The organism is Williamsia sp. z34, from assembly GCF_059553395.1.
The window spans coordinates 123,965-144,651 of record NZ_JCANWW010000002.1 but is presented as its reverse complement, the minus strand read 5'-3'; the positions used below and the strand labels follow the sequence as shown (position 1 = coordinate 144,651).

At 66.7% G+C, this 20,687-nt stretch carries 19 protein-coding genes; 3 read left to right on the top strand and 16 right to left on the bottom strand.

Annotated features, from left to right (window positions below; genetic code table 11):
- Positions 1 to 5: 5 nt before the first annotated feature.
- The 9 genes from AC51GT_RS04990 to AC51GT_RS04950 form a co-directional block, all read right to left on the bottom strand.
- The gene (locus AC51GT_RS04990; RefSeq protein ID WP_496325344.1) at positions 6 to 440 is read right to left on the bottom strand and encodes a hypothetical protein; all 435 of its coding nucleotides are present in this window, start codon (positions 438 to 440) and stop codon (positions 6 to 8) included.
- Positions 437 to 1,438, bottom strand: coding sequence for a hypothetical protein (locus AC51GT_RS04985; RefSeq protein WP_496328079.1), 1,002 nt, complete (start codon positions 1,436 to 1,438; stop codon positions 437 to 439). Before AC51GT_RS04985 ends, AC51GT_RS04990 begins: the two co-directional genes overlap by 4 nt.
- Positions 1,432 to 1,761: a hypothetical protein gene (locus AC51GT_RS04980; RefSeq protein WP_496328078.1), complete on the bottom strand. Its 330-nt coding sequence runs from the start codon at positions 1,759 to 1,761 to the stop codon at positions 1,432 to 1,434. The genes AC51GT_RS04985 and AC51GT_RS04980 overlap by 7 nt, the downstream gene beginning before the upstream one ends.
- Complete coding sequence (locus tag AC51GT_RS04975) at positions 1,758 to 2,138, bottom strand: YbaB/EbfC family nucleoid-associated protein (RefSeq protein ID WP_496325347.1); 381 nt, start codon at positions 2,136 to 2,138, stop codon at positions 1,758 to 1,760. Before AC51GT_RS04975 ends, AC51GT_RS04980 begins: the two co-directional genes overlap by 4 nt.
- Before the next feature lie 29 nt (positions 2,139 to 2,167).
- Positions 2,168 to 2,929: a tRNA (guanosine(37)-N1)-methyltransferase TrmD gene (gene trmD / locus AC51GT_RS04970; protein ID WP_496325348.1), complete on the bottom strand. Its 762-nt coding sequence runs from the start codon at positions 2,927 to 2,929 to the stop codon at positions 2,168 to 2,170.
- Positions 2,926 to 3,450 carry a ribosome maturation factor RimM gene (rimM, locus tag AC51GT_RS04965; RefSeq protein WP_496325349.1) on the bottom strand — a complete coding sequence of 175 codons (525 nt, stop codon included), beginning with the start codon at positions 3,448 to 3,450 and terminating at the stop codon, positions 2,926 to 2,928. Before rimM ends, trmD begins: the two co-directional genes overlap by 4 nt.
- Before the next feature lie 12 nt (positions 3,451 to 3,462).
- Positions 3,463 to 3,705 carry an RNA-binding protein gene (locus AC51GT_RS04960; protein ID WP_482139001.1) on the bottom strand — a complete coding sequence of 81 codons (243 nt, stop codon included), beginning with the start codon at positions 3,703 to 3,705 and terminating at the stop codon, positions 3,463 to 3,465.
- The gene (gene rpsP / locus AC51GT_RS04955; protein WP_496328077.1) at positions 3,702 to 4,157 is read right to left on the bottom strand and encodes a 30S ribosomal protein S16; all 456 of its coding nucleotides are present in this window, start codon (positions 4,155 to 4,157) and stop codon (positions 3,702 to 3,704) included. Before rpsP ends, AC51GT_RS04960 begins: the two co-directional genes overlap by 4 nt.
- A 257-nt stretch (positions 4,158 to 4,414) precedes the next feature.
- Positions 4,415 to 5,374, bottom strand: a complete 960-nt coding sequence (locus AC51GT_RS04950; RefSeq protein WP_496328076.1) for an NAD(P)/FAD-dependent oxidoreductase — start codon at positions 5,372 to 5,374, stop codon at positions 4,415 to 4,417.
- A gap of 79 nt (positions 5,375 to 5,453) precedes the next feature.
- On the opposite strand from AC51GT_RS04950, the gene AC51GT_RS04945 reads away from it, so the two are divergent.
- Positions 5,454 to 6,026, top strand: coding sequence for a helix-turn-helix domain-containing protein (locus AC51GT_RS04945; RefSeq protein ID WP_496325352.1), 573 nt, complete (start codon positions 5,454 to 5,456; stop codon positions 6,024 to 6,026).
- 8 nt (positions 6,027 to 6,034) lie between these two features.
- On the opposite strand, the gene AC51GT_RS04940 is transcribed toward AC51GT_RS04945, so the two are convergent.
- The 6 genes from AC51GT_RS04940 to ftsY form a co-directional block, all read right to left on the bottom strand.
- Complete coding sequence (locus AC51GT_RS04940) at positions 6,035 to 7,111, bottom strand: amidohydrolase family protein (RefSeq protein WP_496328075.1); 1,077 nt, start codon at positions 7,109 to 7,111, stop codon at positions 6,035 to 6,037.
- Between the two features lie 14 nt (positions 7,112 to 7,125).
- Complete coding sequence (gene ffh, locus AC51GT_RS04935; protein WP_496325354.1) at positions 7,126 to 8,712, bottom strand: signal recognition particle protein; 1,587 nt, start codon at positions 8,710 to 8,712, stop codon at positions 7,126 to 7,128.
- Positions 8,713 to 8,716: 4 nt separating this feature from the next.
- Positions 8,717 to 11,236 (bottom strand): [protein-PII] uridylyltransferase, encoded by a 2,520-nt coding sequence (locus AC51GT_RS04930; RefSeq protein ID WP_496325355.1) that lies wholly within the window; start codon positions 11,234 to 11,236, stop codon positions 8,717 to 8,719.
- Between the two features lie 4 nt (positions 11,237 to 11,240).
- Entirely contained in the window at positions 11,241 to 11,579 is a 339-nt protein-coding gene (locus AC51GT_RS04925) for a P-II family nitrogen regulator (RefSeq protein ID WP_495516783.1), read from the bottom strand.
- A gap of 50 nt (positions 11,580 to 11,629) precedes the next feature.
- Positions 11,630 to 12,976, bottom strand: a complete 1,347-nt coding sequence (locus AC51GT_RS04920) for an ammonium transporter (RefSeq protein WP_496325356.1) — start codon at positions 12,974 to 12,976, stop codon at positions 11,630 to 11,632.
- A gap of 232 nt (positions 12,977 to 13,208) precedes the next feature.
- Positions 13,209 to 14,708, bottom strand: a complete 1,500-nt coding sequence (gene ftsY / locus AC51GT_RS04915; protein ID WP_496328074.1) for a signal recognition particle-docking protein FtsY — start codon at positions 14,706 to 14,708, stop codon at positions 13,209 to 13,211.
- 153 nt (positions 14,709 to 14,861) lie between these two features.
- Between ftsY and egtB the strand changes: the two genes are divergently transcribed.
- On the top strand, positions 14,862 to 16,094 hold the full coding sequence (gene egtB / locus AC51GT_RS04910) for an ergothioneine biosynthesis protein EgtB (protein WP_496328073.1): 1,233 nt from the start codon (positions 14,862 to 14,864) through the stop codon (positions 16,092 to 16,094).
- Complete coding sequence (gene egtD / locus AC51GT_RS04905; protein ID WP_496328072.1) at positions 16,091 to 17,056, top strand: L-histidine N(alpha)-methyltransferase; 966 nt, start codon at positions 16,091 to 16,093, stop codon at positions 17,054 to 17,056. Before egtB ends, egtD begins: the two co-directional genes overlap by 4 nt.
- On the opposite strand, the gene smc is transcribed toward egtD, so the two are convergent.
- Positions 17,041 to 20,679, bottom strand: coding sequence for a chromosome segregation protein SMC (smc, locus tag AC51GT_RS04900; RefSeq protein WP_496328071.1), 3,639 nt, complete (start codon positions 20,677 to 20,679; stop codon positions 17,041 to 17,043). The genes egtD and smc overlap by 16 nt on opposite strands.
- Between the last annotated feature and the right edge of the window lie 8 nt (positions 20,680 to 20,687).

The following is a 20,687-nucleotide window of genomic DNA, read 5'->3' as shown; positions in this document are numbered from 1 at the left end:
TGAGGTTATCCCCCGATGTGATCACGAAGGACATTTGCGATCAATACGGTCGAACCGGTTGCCGCGCACGCCTCGCAGACGAGTTCGCGCAGCCCGTCGCGCCCCCGACCGGCGATGCCGAACTCCAGCGCGGCCACGGCGCGGGCCCGGCCGAACTCCGCGCGGTGGTCCGTCATCCGGCCCGCCTGCCCCGCCGACAGCGCCGCCCCGTCCAGCCGGGCTCGCATCGACCCGATCGACAGTCGATGCCCCGGGCCGATCGGCCGGTTCGCGCGCCAATCGGTCAGTACAGCGGTGATCACACCGTCGGTCGGGACCGCTGCGGCGTCGAGCGCGGTGACGGTCAGGATCAAACCTGCTCGGCTCACCTGACCGGGTTCGACCCGATCGACCAGGCCGGCAACGCCTGATCCCAGGACATCGATCCGGTGTGCGGTCACTGCCCGGCGTCCTGGGCACTGCCGTCGTCGACGCCGAGGCTGTGGGCTCCGCTCTCGGCGATCTCGGCGGCGACCTCCGGCGGCGGTGGGGTGGCGGCACAGACGGCCAACGGCTCGATGTCGCGGCCGGCGAAGTAACCCATGATCGCGAGTTCGGGTGCACGCCCATCGCCGACGACGACCTCGTGTGGTTCCGGCGATGTACCCGGACGTAGGTATCCACCGAGTTCACTGGTCCCGACCACCACGACGTGCCTGCCGTCGCCGGCGAGGCCGAGGCCGACCGCGATCCGGATCCACGGTGCCACCTCCGGTGGCTGTACAGCGGCCAGGTGCGCCGCCCGCGCGCGCAGCATCGCCAGATCCACTTCGGCGACGTCGAGGTCCGATCGATGATCTGAGCCACGCGCGGGCGCCATCACGCCTGCCAAGGCTCCCGCCATGGCGCCACCCATCGGGGCCATCATCGGCGCTCCCCCGGCGCCGGACCGGGCCTCGCCGCGGTCGGGCTCATCGTGCGATTGCAGGTCGTCGGTGATCTCGCGGGTTCGCCAATCGAGTTGTCCGGCGGCAGCGGTGATCACCCGGGCCGCCGCAGCATGTGCACCCACCAGCCCGGTGGTGTCACCGGTCGCCGTGGCGACGACCTGACCGGCCAGCACGTCTCGATCGGCAATCGCCGCAACGACGGTCAACCGTTCCTGCGTCCGGGCAACCGCATCACCGTAGGCGTGGGTCGCGGTGGCGTGATGATCGATTCGTTCGATGGCGGTCGCGACTTCGACATCGGCGATGCGGCGGGCCTGATCTGCCATGGCCACCACCGCCTGTCCGCCACCGGTCGCGGCGATGTCACGAGCCGCGTCACCGAGAGCAACCTGCACCTGCGACAGTCGCTGCATCAGCAACGTGAACCGCTCGCCTGCCCGGTGTAGCCGTTCGGGATCCGTTGCCGGCCAATGCTTTTCCAGCAGGTCCGGAATCGGCTCGCTCAGCATTGACCGGTCCCGATCCCTGCCGCCGCGGTGGCGTCGGCATCACCGAACTCGGCGGCCGCCCGGGCGAGGTCACTGCTGAACTCGAGAACGGCGGTGCGGGTGGCCCGCAGATGCACCCCGGTGACCTGTGCCGATCGGGTCTGGGCGACGTCGAACCCGGCACCGGTGTGGTGACCGGAGCAGTCGTGCCGGAGGTCGGCGATGATCGAATCGACCTCTGCCAGAGCTGCATCGAGTTCCCCGACCAGCGGCGCGAGCCGACGGGCCGCGGCGACCAGCGCCGCATCGTCGAGCAGCAGTTCACCACCGGATCCCTGGCTCATCGCACCCCCTCCACAGGGGTGATCTCATCGAGATCCCGATAGTGCGGCCCCGGGTTTCTGACGATCTGTTCGGTCAGCTGGTTCCGCTGCCCGGCGAGTTCCCCGTCGGCGCGCGCAGTGAGTTCACAGATCAGCGATGACAACTGGTCGGCGCGATAACGGCGCAGGGCCAGTGGTTCCAGGTGCAGGTCGATCAGGGCGCCGCGGGCATTGGTGACGACCGTGACCAGTCGATCCGTCGAGGTCACCTCGACGGTCATCGTGCGCAGTTGTTCTTCGACCTCGCGCAGTTGTGCACGTTGCCGGTCGACGTCATCGAGCACCGACTCCCAGGCCCGCGTGTTCATCGGCACCGCCCGTGCGGATTCCGTACTCATCGCCCACCCCCCATTGGTGTGCGGCGATCCTAACCCGCGCCGGACTCCGTCGGGCCGGGTGGCAACAGATCAGGTGGCAGGAGATCGGGACGACGCGCGCGGGTGCGTTCGATGGACTGCTCGCGACGCCACCGCTCCTGTTTGGCGTGGTCGCCGCTGAGCAGCACCGGGGGTACGTCCAGTCCACGCCACGACGGCGGCCTGGTGTAGCTGGGACCTTCGAGCAAACCGTCGGAGAACGAGTCCTGCTGATGCGAGTTCGCATTGCCCAGAACCCCGTCGATCAGGCGGACGGTGGCCTCCACCATGGCCATCACGGCCACCTCGCCACCGATGAGTACAAAGTCGCCGATCGAAACCTCTTGGACGCGAACGCGTTTGGCGGCATCATCGATCACTCGCTGGTCGATGCCCTCGTACCGGCCGCAGGCAAAGACGATGTGATGTTCTTTGCTCCAGGCCTGGGCCGTCTGCTGGGTGAACGGGACACCGGCCGGCGTCGGTACCACCAGCAGGGCGTCATCCGGACAGACCTCGTCCAGACAGGGACCCCACACGGTGGGTTTCATGACCATCCCGGGACCGCCACCGTAGGGCGAATCGTCGACGGCCCGGTGTACATCGTGGGTCCAGTCGCGGAGGTTGTATGTGTCGAGCGCGAGTATGCCTCGGTCGATCGCCTTGCCGAGCAACGCCATTCGCATCGGCTCGAGGTATTCGGGGAAAATCGAGACGACGCCGATCCGAAGTGCGGGCTCAGGCGTTTCCGCCTGCGAGGACACCTCGGTCACTCCGGATCCAGGAGGCCGTCGGGCGGATCGATCTCGATGAGGTCGGGACTGACCGTGGGGACGATCGCCGCCACGAACGGGATGAGGATGTCGCGGCCATCGGCCGTCTTCACCGACAGGAGATCACCGCCGGGCATGTGGACGACGTCGGTGACAACACCGACATCGTCGCCGGACACGGTCCGGACCGGGGCTCCTTGGAGCTCATGGTCATAGAACTCGTCCGGGTCGTCGCCGGAGGAGACGGCATCGGAGTCGATGAGGAAGAGCGTGCCCCGCATGTCGGAGGCCGTGTCGCGGTCGGCGACCTCCGCCAGGGTCAGCAACAGCCGCCCGGAATGATTCCGGGCGGCCGTCACCGTGTAGTTGTTCTCGACAAACGTGTTCTTGCCGGTCGACTTGCGCCCACGAAGGACATTGCCGACGGCAAAGCGTTCGCCGGGTTCATCGGTCCGGACGTCGACCACCAGTTCACCGCGCACGCCGTGCGTTTTGGCAACGCGGCCGACAACCAGATCCATGTGTCTTTCCGATCAGCGATCGGTGTCGACGATGTCGACCCGCACACCCCGGCCACCGATACCGGTGACCAGAGTGCGCAACGCGGTGGCCGTACGACCGTTACGGCCGATGACCTTACCCAGATCTTCCGGGTTCACGTGAACCTCGACAAAACGTCCGCGCCGGCCGGTGACGAGCTCAACTCGCACGTCATCCGGGAAGGCGACGATGCCGCGAACGAGATGTTCGACTGCGTCGGCGACAACGACACTCACTTGTCGGTTGCCTCAGAAGCGGGAGCCTCGGCTGCAGCCTCGTCGGCGCTGCTGTCGGCCTTCTTGGCGGCCTTCTTCTTCGGGGTGGTGGCCTCGGCGGCGGGTGCGTTGTCGGCAGCGGCGAGCGCGGCGTTGAACAGATCCAGCTTCGACGGCTTCGGCTCGGCAACCCGCAGGGTGCCCTCGGCGCCCGGCAGGCCCTTGTGCTTCTGCCAGTCACCGGTGATCTTCAGGAGTGCGGCGACGGGCTCGGTCGGCTGTGCGCCGACTCCCAGCCAGTACTGCGCACGCTCGGTGTCGATCTCGATCAGCGAAGGCTCTTCTTTGGGGTGGTACCGACCGATGGTCTCGATGGCCCGGCCATTGCGGCGGGTACGCGCGTCGGCGACGACGATGCGGTACTGGGGATTGCGGATCTTGCCGAGGCGGGTGAGCTTGATCTTGACAGACACGAGTTACTTCCTTCTATGGTCACAGTGCAATTCGGCGACATCTCGGAATTGAGATGCCCGGTTTTGCTGTTCGTGTGGTGTGACCGCCGGTCGGTGTCTAGCCGGGTCCGGCGAACCAGCTGACCATTCTGCCAGAGTCGGGCGCCCGAACTGAAATCACACCCGTTTCTGCCCGGCACCTCCCCCGTCGACCGTGCCGATATCACCGCCGAGCGTGCCTTCGTTGCCGTCGACCGTGCCCTTGTTGCGGCGTCGGGTCAGGTGGTCGCGTTCGAGGCGACTGCTTCGCGGACCTCCTGGGCGATGAGGTCGGCGTTGATCTGGGCGCCGGCCATCGCTCCGGCAGCGACCGCGGCGGACACCTGCGCCATCAGATTGGTGATGTTGCCGGCGACCCAGACGCCCGGCACGGATGTCACCCCGTTCTCGTCAGCCGGGATGTGCTCACCGACACCCATCGGGTGCGCCTGCGATTCCAGACCGAGGTCGGCGAGGAATCCCGCGCGGGCGACAAATCTCGGCGTCACGGTGAGCGCCTCGCGTTCGACGAACGTCCCATCCGCGAGCCGGACACCGGTGAGCCTGTCCCCCGACGACTCCACCGCGACCACCGCGCCCTCGACAACCTTGATCCCCCGGGCCGACAGTGCCGGCGCATCCTCAGCGGACGGTGTCAGCGCATCGTTGAGGAAGAGCGTCACGTCCGGACTCAACTGACGGAACATCTGCGCCTGGTGTATCGCCCAGGCATTGGTCGCGAGGACGCCGATCGCCTGACCGCGCACCTCCCAGCCGTGGCAGTACGGGCAGTGCAGCAGATCTTTGCCCCACCGCTCCCGCAACCCGGGGATGTCGGGCAGTTCGTCGATCAATCCGGTGGTCAACAGCAGCCGGCGCGCGCGGACGGTTCGGCCGCCGGCAACGGTGACGGCAAATCCGGCATCGACGGTGCCGTCGACCTCGACAACCTCACCGTCGGCCAGGTGGACGCCGTACCGGAGGACTTCCTCGCGGCCGATCCCGATGAGCTCGGCCGGGGCGACCCCTTCCCTGGTGAGAAAGCCGTGCACCCCCGCGGCCGGTGCGTTGCGCGGGGCACCGGAGTCGATGACCAGGACCGAGCGCCTGGACCTCCCCAGCATCAAAGCCCCGCTCAAGCCCGCGGCACCACCGCCGACGACCACCACGTCGTATTCACTCTGCATCTGTTCAGTCATGTCCGCCACCCTGCGCCCACCTCGCCGATTCCGGCAAGTTTGTTTGCCATCTCAGCAATATTTGGCAGACTCTCCAGACATGGACGACGACTTGAACCAGGCCCTGACCGCGGTCGGTCCACGACTGCGTGCACTACGTCGCAACCGTGACATCACACTCGCCGACCTCTCCGCGACGACCGGCATCTCCGAGAGCACGCTGTCGCGGCTCGAATCCGGCGGTCGTAAACCCACACTCGAATTACTGCTGCCGTTGGCCAAGGCATACTCGATCCCCCTCGATGAGCTCGTCGGCGCACCCCCGACCGGAGACCCGCGGATACATCTGCGGCCGATCAACCGCCACGGCCGGACATTCATCCCGCTCTCGCGACGGGCCGGCGGTGTCCAGGCGTTCAAACAGATCATCCCCCCGCAGAACGTCCAGCACCCCGACCTCAAGACCCATGAGGGTTATGAGTGGTTGTACGTCCTGTCGGGACGGGTCCGCCTGATCCTCGGAGAACAGGATCTCGAGTTGGCGCCGGGCGAGGTGGTCGAGTTCGACACCCACGTACCCCACTGGATCGGAGCGATCGGGCCGGAACCGGCCGAAGTCCTCAACCTCTTCGGGGCACAGGGTGAGCGCGTCCATGTCCGGGCGCGCGGCTGACCGCGGCTTCAGATGACGTTGCCGCCGCAGACGATGGCCTGCGGCGTCCGCAGCACGGTCAGATCCGAGATCGGATCACCCGAGAGCACAAGGACATCCGCGCGATCGCCCGCATCGAGGGCACCGACGCCGAGCCAGCGGCGCGCCGAACCGCAGGCGGCGTCGATGGCCGCTCGCGCGCCCAGACCAATCCCGGCCAGTGCCACCACCTCGTCGACGATGCGCCCGTGTTCGACGAATCCGCCCGCGTCGGTACCGGCGTAGATGTCGACCCCGGCGGCGGCCGCACTCGCAAATGTTGCCGGCGCATCGGCGTAGAGCTTGCGCATGTGTTTCTGGTATGCCGGGAACCGGTCGGCGCCGTCGGCGATCGACGGGAAGTTCTCCACCTGGATCATGGTGGGCACCAATCCGATCCGGCGCTCCGCCATCACCGCGATGAGCTCGTCGTTGAGCCCGGTGCCGTGTTCGATGCAATCGATGCCGGCGCCGATCAACCCGTACAAGGCCTCGGTGCCGAAGACGTGGGCGGTCACCTTTGCGCCGCGGTCATGCGCGACGGAGATCGCTTCGCGCAGCACATCCTCGGGCCACAGCGGTGCCAGATCGCCGCGGTCGCGGTCGATCCAGTCCCCCACGAGTTTGACCCAGCCGTCTCCTGCGTCCACCTGCCTGGCCACCTCGGCGGGCAGATCCGTGACGTCATCGAGGTCGACGCCGTAGTCACGCAGGTAGCGCTTGGGACGGGCGATGTGCTTGCCCGCCCGGATGAACTGCGGGCAACGGGGATCGGCGTCGAGTGGATGTGTGTCCAGCGGCGAGCCGACCTCTCGGATCAGCGTCGCACCGGCCCGGACATCGGCGTACGCGAAAGCACGGGCCTGCTCGATGGTCACCCCGAGCCCCGGTGCAATACCCACGTGATTGTGGGCATCCACCAGACCGGGCATGATCCAGCCGCCGTCGGTCACGGTGACCGCGCCGGGCACCGACTCGTGCGAGATCACGCCGTCGGATACCCAGAACTCGACCGGTTCACCGGTCCCGACCGCACGACCCCGAAAGTGCAACTGCGACTGCACCATACGTCGGGTTCCGGTTACTTCTTCTTGGGCCGCTGGAACTGACTGACGTCGATACCCTCGAGCCCGGGCGGAAGCTGATCGAGGCCGGCAGGCATGTTCGACAGATCCGGGAAGCCGGCGGGCATTCCACCGGGCATACCGCCCGGGAAACCGCCCCGCACCTTCGGCGGCGTGGGTCCGCGACCGCCCTTCTTGCCCTTCTTGCCGCCCTTTTTGCGATTCACCTTGCGATTGCCACCGGGCATGCCCATCCGGCCGGCCATCTGCGACATCATCTTCCGCGCGTCGAAGAACCGATCGACGAGTTGGTTGACGTCGCTGACGGTGACACCCGAACCATTGGCGATCCGGGCCCGGCGGGAACCGTTGATGATCTTGGGGTTGTCGCGTTCGGCGGGCGTCATACCGCGGATGATCGCCTGCACCTTGTCGAGCTGCTTGTCGTCGACCTGGGAGAGCGCATCTTTCATCTGACCCGCGCCCGGCAACATGCCGAGCAGGTTCCCGATTGGGCCCATCTTGCGGATCATCAGCATCTGTTCGAGGAAGTCCTCGAGTGTCAGCTCGCCCTGACTGATCTTGTTCGCCGCGTCCTCGGCCTGCTGCACGTCCCAGTGCTGCTCCGCCGACTCGATGAGGCTGAGCACGTCGCCCATGCCGAGGATGCGACTCGACATCCGGTCGGGGTGGAAGACGTCGAAGTCTTCGAGCTTCTCTCCCGTGGACGCGAACATGATGGGGCGGCCGGTCATCTCGCGAACCGACAACGCGGCACCACCACGGGCGTCGCCGTCGAGCTTGGTGAGCACCACACCGGTGAAGTCGACACCGTCGGCGAACGCCTCGGCGGTGGCCACGGCGTCTTGACCGATCATGGCGTCGAGGACGAACAGCACTTCGTCGGGGTTGACCGCGTCGCGGATCCCCCGGGCCTGCCGCATCAGTTCCTCGTCGATACCGAGGCGACCCGCGGTGTCGATGATCACCACATCGTGCAACTTCGCCGTGGCTTCGGCGACACCGCCTCTGGCGACCTCGATCGGCTCGGCAAGGCTTTCCGCACCGTCGTGGCCCGAGACACCGAGTTCGCCGGTACCACCGACGCCCTGTCCCGGGTGTGGCGCGTACACCGGCACGCCGGCACGTTCACCGACGATCTGCAGCTGGCTGACGGCACCGGGACGCTGGAGGTCACAGGCCACGAGCATGGGGGTGTGCCCCTGCTTCTTCAGCCAGGCCGCCAGTTTTCCGGCGAGCGTCGTCTTACCGGCACCCTGCAGACCCGCGAGCATGATCACCGTCGGCGGGGTCTTGGCGAACTGGATTCGCCGGGTCTCGCCACCAAGGATGCCGACGAGTTCCTCGTTGACGATCTTGACGACCTGCTGCGCCGGGTTCAGCGCCCCGGACACCTCGGCGCCCTTGGCCCGTTCCTTGACCCGGCTGATGAAGCCGCGGACGACGGGCAGCGCCACGTCGGCCTCGAGAAGCGCGAGACGGATCTCGCGACACGTGCGATCGATATCGGCATCGGACAGCTTGCCCTTGCCGCGCAGATCGGTAAGGACACCGGCCAACCGGCCTGAGAGGGAGTCGAACATGCCCCTAGCCTATCGGGACACCGGATTTACCGGGTTTGTCGTCGTGTTCTCGGGGTGGCGCCGGTGGTGGTACCACCGCAAGAATCGCTTGTTCTAGCTGGTCACGGGTCTGCGAGCCATCTCCGGGCAACCGGATACAGAACGAGTCGACGACCGATCCGCCCATGGTGGCGACCTTCGCCCAGGTGATGTTGGCGCCGTGACGTTCGAGAACGTCACTGACCCGGGCCAGCAGCCCGACCCGGTCACCGGCACGGAGTTCGAGGATGACGCTGCTGTCGTCGTAGCCGTCGAACCAGATCACCTTCGGGGGTGCCTGCGCGAACAGAGCGGGCACCGCGGGCGACACACTGCCGTCCGGTGGCGCCGGCGGCGCGCTGTCGCGTTCCTTGGCGTCCAGGCGGGCGATCACATCGATCCCACCTTCGACTGCCTGGATCAATTGCTGACGAAGCAGCCCCACCTCACCCGGATCACCGAAGATCGGCGACACGAGGAAGGTGTTGACCGCACTCCCGGCGTGCGTCTGTACGACCGCACTGAGCAACCTCAGGCCCCGCAACGACAACACTCCGGCCATGCGGGACAACAGGCCCGGCTGCTCGGGCGCGATCATCGTCACGGCGAAAGTGTGCTGGTTGTCGGTGGACACCATCTCGACGCTGATGCCGCCGGCCTCGGCGAGGGCGATCAGCTCCGGCGTCAGCGGATCGGGGATGGACAGTTCGCCACCCTCCATCAGCCGCAGACAACGCCGGACCAGTTCGCCGATCAGCGAAGCCTTCCAATCACCCCAGACACCCGGCCCGGTGGCCAGCGAATCGGCCTCGGCCAGCGCGGCGAGCAACTCGAGCAAAACCCGTGACCCCCCGAGGGTGTCGACGACACTCTGCACCGTCGCCGGGTCGTCGAGGTCGCGGCGGGTGGCCATCTCCGGCAACAGCAGGTGGTAGCGGACCATCTTCGACAGGATCACCACGTCCTCGGGCCACAACCCGAAACGATTGCCGACCTGGTTGGCGAGTTCGGCGCCGACAACGCTGTGATCGGCGCCGCGCCCCTTGCCGAGGTCGTGTATCAGGGCGCCGAGGACCAGTAGGTCCGGCCTGGACACCCGCGTGGTCAAAGCGCTTGCGTTGGCGGCGGTCTCGACGAGATGCCGGTCGACGGTCCAGGTGTGGATGGGATCTCGGGGCGGAAGGTCGCGCACCGCACCCCATTCCGGGATGAGCCGACCCCACAGACCGGTTCGGTCCAACGCCTCGATCGGCCGGATCATGTGCTCGCCGGACCCGAGTAGAACCAACAGATCGCTCAGCGCGTCCGCGGGCCAGGGTTCGCGCAGTTCCGGCGCGAAATCCGCGAGCCGCGCCAGCGTCGCCGCCGCCATCGGCAGGCCGGTCCGCGCCGACGCCGCCGCGACCCGGAGGATGAGTCCGGGATCCTTGCTGGGGAACGCATTGCGCGCCAGCGCCACTTCGCCCTGGTGCTCGACCACACCTTCGTCGAGCGGGCGCCGGATCGGAGATCGTCGCAACTTCGACAAACCCTTGCGGGGCAAGGAGTTCGACGAGGTGCGCAGACCCACGTCGACGGCGTAGCTGATGGTGCGGGCACTGTCACTGATCGTGCGCGCCAACTCGAACCGATCACCTATCCGGAGTGCGGCACCGATTTCGTCGGCGTCCTGCGCCCGTAGCTGTTCCCGGGGCCGGCCGGTGATCCGGTGCAGTTCGGTACGAACGTCCAACAATCGCGTATACGCCTGGCGCAGACCACCACCGGGCGAATCAGGCCGCAGCGCGGCCATGCCGTCGGTCAGCTGGGCGATTGCGAGCGCGTCGAGCATGTGCACGTCCCGTAAACCGCCGCGGCCATATTTCAGATCCGGTTCGGCCCGGTGCGCGATGTCGCCACTGCGACGCCAGCGATCCCGGGCCTGGTCGACCAATCCGCCGAAGCGCGAGCGGATGTCGGTGCGCCATTGCTGGCGCACACCACCGATCAGGAGCCGTGAGAGATCCTCGTCACCGGCGATGTGCCGGGCCTCGAGGAGTCCGAGCGCCGCAGACATGTCGGAGGCGGCAACCTGCAGGGCCTGCGACACCGTCCGCACGCTGTGGTCGAGTTTGATGTGCGCGTCCCACAACGGATACCAGATCTGATCGGCGACCTCGGCGACGACCGCCGGGTCCATCTCGTCGTGGAGCAGGATCAGGTCGAGGTCTGAGTGGGGTAACAACTCCTGGCGTCCGAGTCCACCGACCGCGACGATCGCAAACCCGCTACCGGGTTTGATCCCGATCTCGGCCGCCTTGGTGGTGAGCCAGAAGTCATGTAGATCGACCAGCACCCGCCGCAGGGCGGGCGCGTCGATGCGCTTGTTGCCATCGGCGCGGGTGAGTAGTTGTTTGCGTGCCGTGACGAGGTCTGTTGCCGCAGCAGGGGTCGCGTGAGACGGCTGCGGTCCTGCCTCCGAGGGTTCCTCGGAAGCAGGACCGCGACCGCCATTGAGAAATGGCACTGTCTTACAGGGCTTCGCTGCCGCGTTCCCCGGTACGCACCCTGATGACGGCTTCCACCGGGGAGACCCAGACCTTGCCGTCACCGATCTTGCCGGTGCGTGCGGCTTCGACGATCACGTCGACGACCTTGTCCACTGCCGCGTCGTCGACGACGACCTCGACCCGGACCTTCGGAACGAAGTCGACCGAGTACTCCGCACCGCGGTAGACCTCGGTGTGGCCCTTCTGGCGCCCGTAACCCTGGACTTCGCTGACGGTCATACCGACAACACCTGCTTGCTCCAGACCAGCCTTGACATCTTCGAGCGTGAACGGCTTCACGATCGCGGTAACTAGCTTCATTTGTTGTATCCCTCCATGAGGATCACGTAGCGAGATTGAGTTTGCAGGACTTAAGCGAAGTCATACGCGCTTTCGCGGTGATCCGTCTCATCGATACCAGTGTCCTCATCCTCGGTGCTGACCCGCCACCCGAGTGGCTTGAGGGCGAAGGCGATGATGGCGGTCATGACCGCGGTGAATGCGACAGCAACCAGGGCGATGACGATCTGGATGACCAACTGCTTTCCGCCGCCGCCGTAGAAGAGACCGGTCTCGGAGGCCAGCAGGCCGATGCCGACGGTGCCCCACAGGCCGGCGACGAGGTGCACGCCGACGACATCGAGCGAGTCATCGAAACCGAGCTTGGTCTTGAGACCGACGGCAAGGGCGGCGAGTGCACCGGCGATCACACCGAGGATCAGCGAACCGATCGGGGTGAGCGCGCCACAGGCCGGGGTGATGGCGACCAGGCCGGCGACGATGCCCGACGCCGCGCCCACACCGGTGGCCGACTTGTCGCGGATCTTCTCCACCACCAGCCAGCCGATCAGGCCTGCCGCGGTGGCCGCGGTGGTGTTGATCCAGACCAGACCTGCCAAAGCGTCGGCGGTGCCTTCGGATCCGACGTTGAAACCGAACCAGCCGAACCACAGGATCGCGGCACCGAGCATCACGAACGGGACATTGTGCGGACGGAAGGCGGTGCGTCCCCACCCGGCGCGCTTACCGATGATCAGCACCAGGACCAGCGCTGCCATACCTGCGTTGATATGAACGACCGTGCCGCCGGCGAAGTCGATCGGGGCGACCTTGGCGACGATGTCACCGTCGACGTCCTCGGTACCGAAGATCCACGACGAGAAGCTGGTCTCGGCGTTCGAGAGCAGACCGCCGCCCCAAACCATGTGCGCCAGGGGGAAATACACCAGGGTGGCCCAGATGCCGGTGAAGACCAGCCACGTCGAGTACTTGACGCGCTCGGCCAGGGCACCCGAGATCAGTGCGACAGTGATCACCGCGAAGGTGAGCTGGAAGCCGGCCCACACGATGGCCGGGACGTCTCCGAAGCCGCCGATGACATTCAGCGTCTCACCGTCGATGTCCTTGGTCTCCATCAGTTGATTGAGGCCGAAGAGCGAGAACGGGTTGTCGAAGATGCCCAGGATGTCGTCGTCGCCGGTCGTCGATGACGAGAACGACATCGAGTAACCCCAGAGCACGTAGATCACGCTCACGACGCCGAGGGAGCCGAAGGACATCATCATCATGTTGATGACGGATTTCTGACGCGATAGGCCACCGTAGAAGAAGGCCAGTCCCGGTGTCATGAAGAGCACGAGTGCGGCGCTCGTCAGGACCCAGGCGGTCGCCCCGACGTCGTAGGGCGCAAACGCATCGTCTGGCAGTGCCAAAACCACTGTAAGAAACCTCCTAGAGTGCGCCGACGGCTCGGCGCCTTCAAAGAGATTGGCGGTCGAGGATTTCGTTTAGGGTCCTCTGGTGTTTCAGGCGTGTGAACCGCCACCCGATTCATGTTTCATCTATGTATACCGGCAGGAACCACGTTGATCAGAGCGCCGGACCGACGTTGATTTGTTGTGTGAGGCTGCCACCGGTCGCGGCGATTGGGACGATCTGAGCCAGAATCTTTCATCCCAGCAGTGCGTCGACGAAGGCCTCCGGTTCGAACGGTGCCAGATCGTCGGCGCCCTCTCCCAGACCCACCAGCTTGACCGGCACACCCAGCTCGCGCTGCACATGGAAGACGATGCCGCCCTTGGCGGTGCCGTCCAGCTTCGTCAGGACCACCCCGGTGATCGAGACGACCTCGGAGAACACCTTCGCCTGGGTCAGGCCGTTCTGACCGGTGGTCGCGTCCAGCACCAACAGCACCTCGTCGACGGCGGCCCGCTTCTCGACGACCCGTTTGACCTTGCCCAGCTCGTCCATGAGGCCGGTTTTGGTGTGCAGGCGGCCTGCGGTGTCGATCATGACCACATCGACGCCTTCGTCGATGCCACGTGAGACGGCATCGAACGCGACCGCGGCGGGGTCGGCACCTTCTTTACCGCGGACCACCTCGGCACCGACCCGCTCGGCCCACGTCTGCAGTTGGTCGGCGGCGGCGGCGCGGAAGGTGTCGGCCGCACCGAGCAGCACCCGGCGCCCGTCGGCTACCAGAACGCGGGCCAATTTGCCGGTGGTGGTCGTCTTGCCGGTGCCGTTGACACCGACCACCAGCAGGACCGACGGCTTGCCGGCATGCGGAAGCGCGCGGATCGAGCGGTCCAGATCCGGCTCGACCTGGGCGATCAACACCTTGCGGAGCAGGGCCCGGACCTCGGCCGCCGAACGGACCGGCGCCTGCGCGAGTTCGGTACGCAGCTGTTCCACGACTGCCATCGTCACCGACGTGCCGAGGTCGGCCATCAGGAGCGTGTCCTCGATCTCTTCCCAGCTGTCCTCGTCCAGGTCGCCGGCGCCGAGCAGTCCGAGCATGCTCTTGCCCAGCGCATTCTGGGACCGGGACAGACGACCACGGAGTTGGCCCAGCCGGCCCGCCGTCGGCGCGATCTCGTCGAGCTTGGGCTCGGTGACCTCGGGCTCGGTCACGACAACGGTTTCCGGCGCCGGCGCCGCAGGTTCTGCGATCACCTCGGGTTCGACGACCTCCGGCGTCACGGTTTCCGGTTCGGCGGGCTCCGGTACGACGGTCTCCGGTTCAACGGTCTGGGGCTCGGCGAGTTCCGGTTCTGCGGTCTTCGGTTCTGCGGTCTCCGGCTGAGCCACGTCGGGCTCTGCCACCGGGGTCTGGGCAGCAGGCGGTTCGACCACGGGGCGTTCGACGACGGGCGGTTCGACGACCCGGGGCTCCGGTGCGACCTCTTTGTGGGGTGCGGTCGGGATGTCCGGGGTCGGCGGCTCGGCGACCGTCGTCCCCGCCCCGCCCTGGGTGAAGGAGAATCCCGAACCGGCCTGATAGCCACCCGATTTGTCGACCTGCCGGGTGCCATCGGAGCCGGTGATCTGATCTTCGCTGTCGCGCAGGGAGATTCGACGGCGGCGCGAGACCACCAGGCCCGCCACCACCAGGGCCAAGAGCAACACGGCAACGACAACGACGATCGCGATTACTGCACCTGAGTTCACCGGCCCAGTCTGCCAGAGGAGCTCGCGGGCGTACGTCCGGACACAGTCGAGCGAACGTTCGCAACCGCACCGATGATCTTGATCTGGGCGTACGGTGATTGTCAGACCCTGCACCCATACTCGTTACGCCCTGACCAAGACCAGGAGACGAACATGAGCATTTCGGTTGACCAGTCCGCTCTGACCACGAAATTCCTCGACGTGCGCGGGCTCACCGACCGTCTCACCGCAGCACTCTCCCCCGAAGACCAGACACCTCAGTCGATGCCGGACGCGAGCCCCACGAAATGGCACCGCGCGCACATCAGCTGGTTCTTCGAGGAGTTCATCCTCCGCGAGCTCCCCGGATACACCGTGTACGACGAGTCGTTCCGCTATCTCTTCAACAGCTATTACGAGGCCGTCGGTGCCCGGCATCCCCGCCCGGAGCGTGGCCTGATCACCCGGCCGGGCCTCGAAGAGGTCACCCGTTACCGCGAACACATCGACCGCGCGCTGGTCCGCGCCCTCACCGAGGACCAGCTCGACGAGGCCGCGATCAGGCTGGTGGAGCTCGGCTGTAACCATGAGCAACAGCATCAGGAACTCATCCTGATGGACATCAAGCACTTGCTCTCCACCCATCCGTTCGGTCCGGTGTACGTCGAACGGACATCCGAGTCGACCGAGACCGCCCCACCCCTGCGCTGGAAGTCGATGACCGGTGGGCTGGTCGAGATCGGCGCCGACGGTCGCGGGTTCAGCTACGACAACGAGGGTCCACGCCACCCGGTCCATCTGCAGGACTACGAGATCGCCAACCGGCAGGTCACCAATGGTGAGTGGCTGGAGTTCATGGCCGACGACGGTTACCGGCGCAGCGAGTTCTGGTTGTCCGACGGCTGGGCCCGCATCCAGGAGACCGGATGGTCCGCGCCCGGCTACTGGAGCAACGATGACGGAACGTGGACCACGTTCACGCTGTCCGGTCGGCGTCCGGTCGTCCTCGACGAGCCCGTTGCGCACGTCTCCTTCTATGAGGCCGACGCCTACGCACGGTGGGCCGGTGCCCGCCTCCCGACCGAGTTCGAGTGGGAGCACGCCGCCGCCGTCACGGGTGGGCGGCGCGGTGGACTGCTCGATCCGCAGCGATGTCATCCTTCGGTCGCCACCGAATCGATGGTCGGCGACGTGTGGGAATGGACAGCGAGTGCCTATCTCCCCTACCCCGGGTTCGTACCGGCCAATGGTGCGGTCGGTGAATACAACGGCAAGTTCATGAGCGATCAGCACGTGTTGCGTGGTGCGAGCGCTCTGACACCACGCGGCCACGAACGGATCACCTACCGCAACTTCTTCCCGGCTCCGTCGCGGTGGGTACTCAGCGGCCTGCGGCTGGCCCGATGACGATGACGGGGTCGAACGCGTCCGTGAATCCAGATCTGGTGGCCGATGCGGTGGTCGGCCTGTGGCAGGATCCGCCGGTCCTGCCGGCGAAGTGGCTGTACGACAAACGCGGCAGCGAATTGTTCGACGAGATCACCCGCCTCCCGGAGTACTACCCGACCCGCCGGGAAACCGAGATCCTGCGGGCGCACAGCGACGACATCGCCGCGGAGTCGGCGGCCCGCACGATGATCGAGCTCGGGTCCGGCACATCGGAGAAGACCCGACTGTTGTTGCAGGCGTTCACCGATCGCGGCGGCGCCTTCACGTACGTACCCCTCGACGTCAGCGTCGAGATGTTGCTCTCGGCCTCCGAGCAGCTCGCTGCCGAGTTCCCAGCCATCGAGGTGCAACCACTTCACGCCGATTTCGGGGATCCGGCGCTGTCCCTGGTACACCATCCCGGTCCGCGGATGGCGATCTTCTTGGGCGGCACCATCGGCAACCTCGAGACCGGCGAGCGCGCCGACTTCTTTCGGCGCATCTCCGGAGCATTGCGTCCCGGCGACTTCTTCCTGCTCGGTGCCGACCTGATCAAGGATCCCGGCCGACTCATCGCCGCATACGACGATCGCGCCGGCGTGACCGCCGATTTCAACCGCAACGTGATCGAGGTCTTGCGGAGTGGTCTGGCCGCCCGGGGCCTCTACGCCGACGACTTCGACCACATCGCGCGGTGGAACCCCGCCGAACACCGGATCGAGATGTGGCTCCGGGCCCGCCGCGACATCTCGGCCGAGTTCGGGACGATCGAACGCAGCTGGGAACTGCGCAAGGGCGCCGAGATCCTCACCGAGATCAGCACCAAGTTCGACCTCGACACCCTGCACGACGAGCTCGCGACCGCCGGCCTCGAGCGCCACCACACCTGGACCGACCAGGCCGGGGACTTCGCGGTACTGCTCAGTCAGGTGGCCGGCTGACCCGCGTCGACGGTCGGCGCCCCGAGATCCTGGCCACGCATCCGCTGCGAGATGACCGTGGTGATGCCGTCGCCCTGCATGCTGACGCCATAGAGCGCGTCGGCGACCTCCATGGTCGGCTTCTGGTGAGTGATGACGATCAACTGTGACTTCTCGCGGAGCTGCTCGAAAAGCGTGATCAGTCGGCGGAGGTTGGTGTCGTCGAGGGCCGCCTCGACCTCATCCATCACGTAGAAGGGTGAGGGACGCGCCCGGAAGATCGCCACCAGCATGGCGACCGCGGTGAGCGACTTCTCACCACCGGACAACAGCGACAGTCGTTTGACCTTTTTGCCGGGCGGACGGGCCTCCACTTCGATGCCGGTGGTCAGCATGTCCGACGGGTTGGTCAGGACCAGACGTCCCTCACCGCCGGGGAACAGGGTCTTGAAGACCTCGACGAACTCCCGTTCGACATCGGCGTAGGCCTCGGTGAACACCTGCAAGATCCGGTTGTCGACGTCCTGCACGACGTCGAGAAGATCTTGCCGGGCCTTCTTCACGTCCTCGAGTTGCGTGGACAGGAAGTTGTAGCGCTCCTCGAGTGCGGCAAACTCCTCCAGCGCAAGCGGATTCACTTTACCGAGGGTGTTCAGATCTTTTTGCGCCTTCTTGGCACGGGCCAGCTGGGTGGCCCGGTCGAACGGGATCGGAGTCGGTGCGACCACCGTCTCGCCGCGCTCCTTGGCCTGGTGGTATTCGGCGATCTCCAGGTCTGTCGGGGGCAACGCGTTGTCCGGCCCGTATTCGGCGATGAGATCGTCGGGACTGATCGCGAAGTCGTTCATGATCTGCTCTTCGAGCTGTTCGATCCGCAGCGACACCTGCGCTTTGGCCACCTCGTCCCGGTGGACCGCGTCCTTCAGCGCGGTGAGCTTGCCGCCGACCTCGGCAGCGGCCTTCTTGGCCACGTCGAGGTGTTCGGTCCGCGTGGCGCGTTCACGCTCGAGCTCATCGCGATACGACTGTGCCTGCGCCACCGCGCTTTCCAGTCGCAGAGCGATCTGCTTCCCGAGCTCCAGAGCAACCGCAGCGACTTCCGCAGCGTGGGCCCGGGCCTTGTTCTGACGTTCTGCGCGCTCGCGCGCCTCCCGCTCGGCGCGGGCGGCCCGTCGCAATGAATCGGCCTTGCCGCGAACCGAGGCCAGGCGCTCCTCGGCACTGCGCAGGACCAGCCGGGATTCCATCTCGACGGCCCTGGCCTCGGCGACCGCGGCCGCTGCCGCATCCCGCTCGGTGTCCGGCAGTTCACCGTCGCCGCCGCGATCGGAACTCTCGTCCCGGGCCATGTGCAAACGCTCTTCGGCGGCCGCGAGTGTGGCCATCGCCTCGGTTCGGCTGTCCTCGATCCGAGCACGCTGCGCCGCCAGACGGGACGATTCCTCCTGCGCTGCCCGGGCCGTCTGACCGAGCCGCGCGAGTTGTTCGTAGATCGCACCGAGCTGGGCGTCCGATTCGTGCAGCGCGGCGAGTGCCTGTTCAGCGGTGTCGCGGCAGTCCGACTGTTGGGCCAGGGCGCCGGACAGGGCGGCCATGAGTTCTTCGCGGCGACGATCGGCCTGCACCAGATCGCTTCGGGCGGCGTCGATCGCGGATTGCACCTCGATGGTAGACGGCCGTGCACCGGTACCGCCGCTCCGCCATCCGGCGCCGATCAGGTCGCCGTCAAGAGTCACGATCCGCAACGAACCAACGTGCGGCACAATATTTTTCGCGTCATCGACTACCAGTTCGGCGACCTCGACGGTGTCGGCGACAACGGTGTAGCCGAGCAGGAGTTCAACAGCACCGGTCAGCGATTCGGGCACTGAGACGACTTCGAGCGCCCACCGGGCACCGGCAGGCAGGGCCGCGTGGCCGCGGCCGTCCGATTCGACCCCGCCGATGAGTACCGACGCCCGTCCACCCTCGTTCTCCCGCAGCGCCGACAACGTCGCACGGGCCCTGGGCAGGTCGGCGGTGGCCACTGCGTCGGCGGCCGGGCCCAGCGCCGCGGCGATGGCGGCTTCGAAGCCTTCCTCGACACGCAGCAGCGAGGACATCGGGCCGAGTAGATCGGCCGAACGGTGCTCCATCAACCAAGCGCCGCCGTCTTTGCGTTCCAGTCCGACGGCCAGGGCGTCGATTCGGGCCTTGAGCGAGGTGACCCGTTGTTCGGCTGCTCGTTCGGCGGCCTGTAGTTCGGCGACCCGCTCGTTGGCCTGGTTGAGCGCGGCCACACTGCGCTCGTGGTGTTCGTCCAGACCCAGTTCGGAGGCATCGAGGTCGGCCACCGTCGCCGCCGCGGCATCGAACTCCTCGCCCGCCGACTCGGCGCGGGCGGCCGCGTTCTCGATGGCAGCACCGAGTCGGGCCGTTTCCGCGTCGATGGTCTCGACCTTCGTGCGCAGGTTGTCTACCTGTCCTTCGAGCCGGGCCAGCCCCTCGCGCCGGTCGGCAACGGCCCGGACGGCCGCCATGTGTGCACGCTGGGCCGCGGCGGCTTCTTCCTCCAGTTCGGCGAGCGCTTCTTTCGCCCCGTCGAGTTGCATGCCTGCCTCTTCGACGGACTCGGTGAGCGCGGCCTCCTCGGCGGCGGCGGCCTCTGCCTGCCGCTCGAGTTGTTCGGGATCGCGGCTCGAGTCGGGTCGCACCGGTTCGGCCAGGTAGCGGCTGCGCTCGGCGGCGATGCGGCAGGTCGCGCCGACCCGTTCGGTCAGCGCCGAGAGGGCAAACCAGGCCTGCCCGGCCTCATTGGCCGCCGGGACGATCTGGGCCAGCGACTTCTCGTTGTCGTCGACCTGGATCTGGAGTTCATCGAGCTGTGCCGCCAGTTCGCCGGTCTGCCTGCGGAGTTCGCTCTCACTGGTTTGCTGCTCGGCCAGCTCGTTGCGCCGGATCACCAGGTCGTCTGCGGCGAGCCGGAGCCGGGCATCACGCAGGTCTGCCTGTACCGTCTGCGCACGCCGGGCGATCTCGGCCTGTCGACCGAGCGGTTTGAGCTGACGGCGCAGCTCCGAGGTCAGGTCGCCCAGCCGGGACAGGTTCGCCTGCATCGCGTCGAGCTTGCGGACCGCCTTCTCCCGGCGCTTGCGGTGTTTGAGGACACCGGCGGCCTCTTCGATGAAGGCCCGGCGTTCTTCCGGCCGGGATTCGAGGATCGAGGCGAGGCGCCCCTGTCCGACGATGACGTGCATCTCCCGGCCGATGCCGGAGTCACTGAGCAGTTCCTGGACATCCATCAACCGGCAGGAACTGCCGTTGATCTCGTATTCGCCGGCTCCGTCGCGGAACATCCGGCGTGTCACCGACACCTCGGAATAGTCGATGGGCAACGCGCCGTCGGAGTTGTCGATCGTCAGCGTCACCTCGGCCCGGCCCAGAGCCGCGCGACCCGATGTGCCCGCGAAGATGACGTCTTCCATCTTGCCGCCACGGAGTGCTTTGGCGCCCTGCTCGCCCATCACCCAGGTCAGGGCGTCGACCACGTTCGACTTGCCGGACCCGTTGGGACCGACGACACAGGTGATACCCGGTTCGAAACGCAGGGTGGTTGCCGACGCGAAGGACTTGAATCCCTTCAGGGTCAGGCTCTTGAGGTGCACAGCGCCTC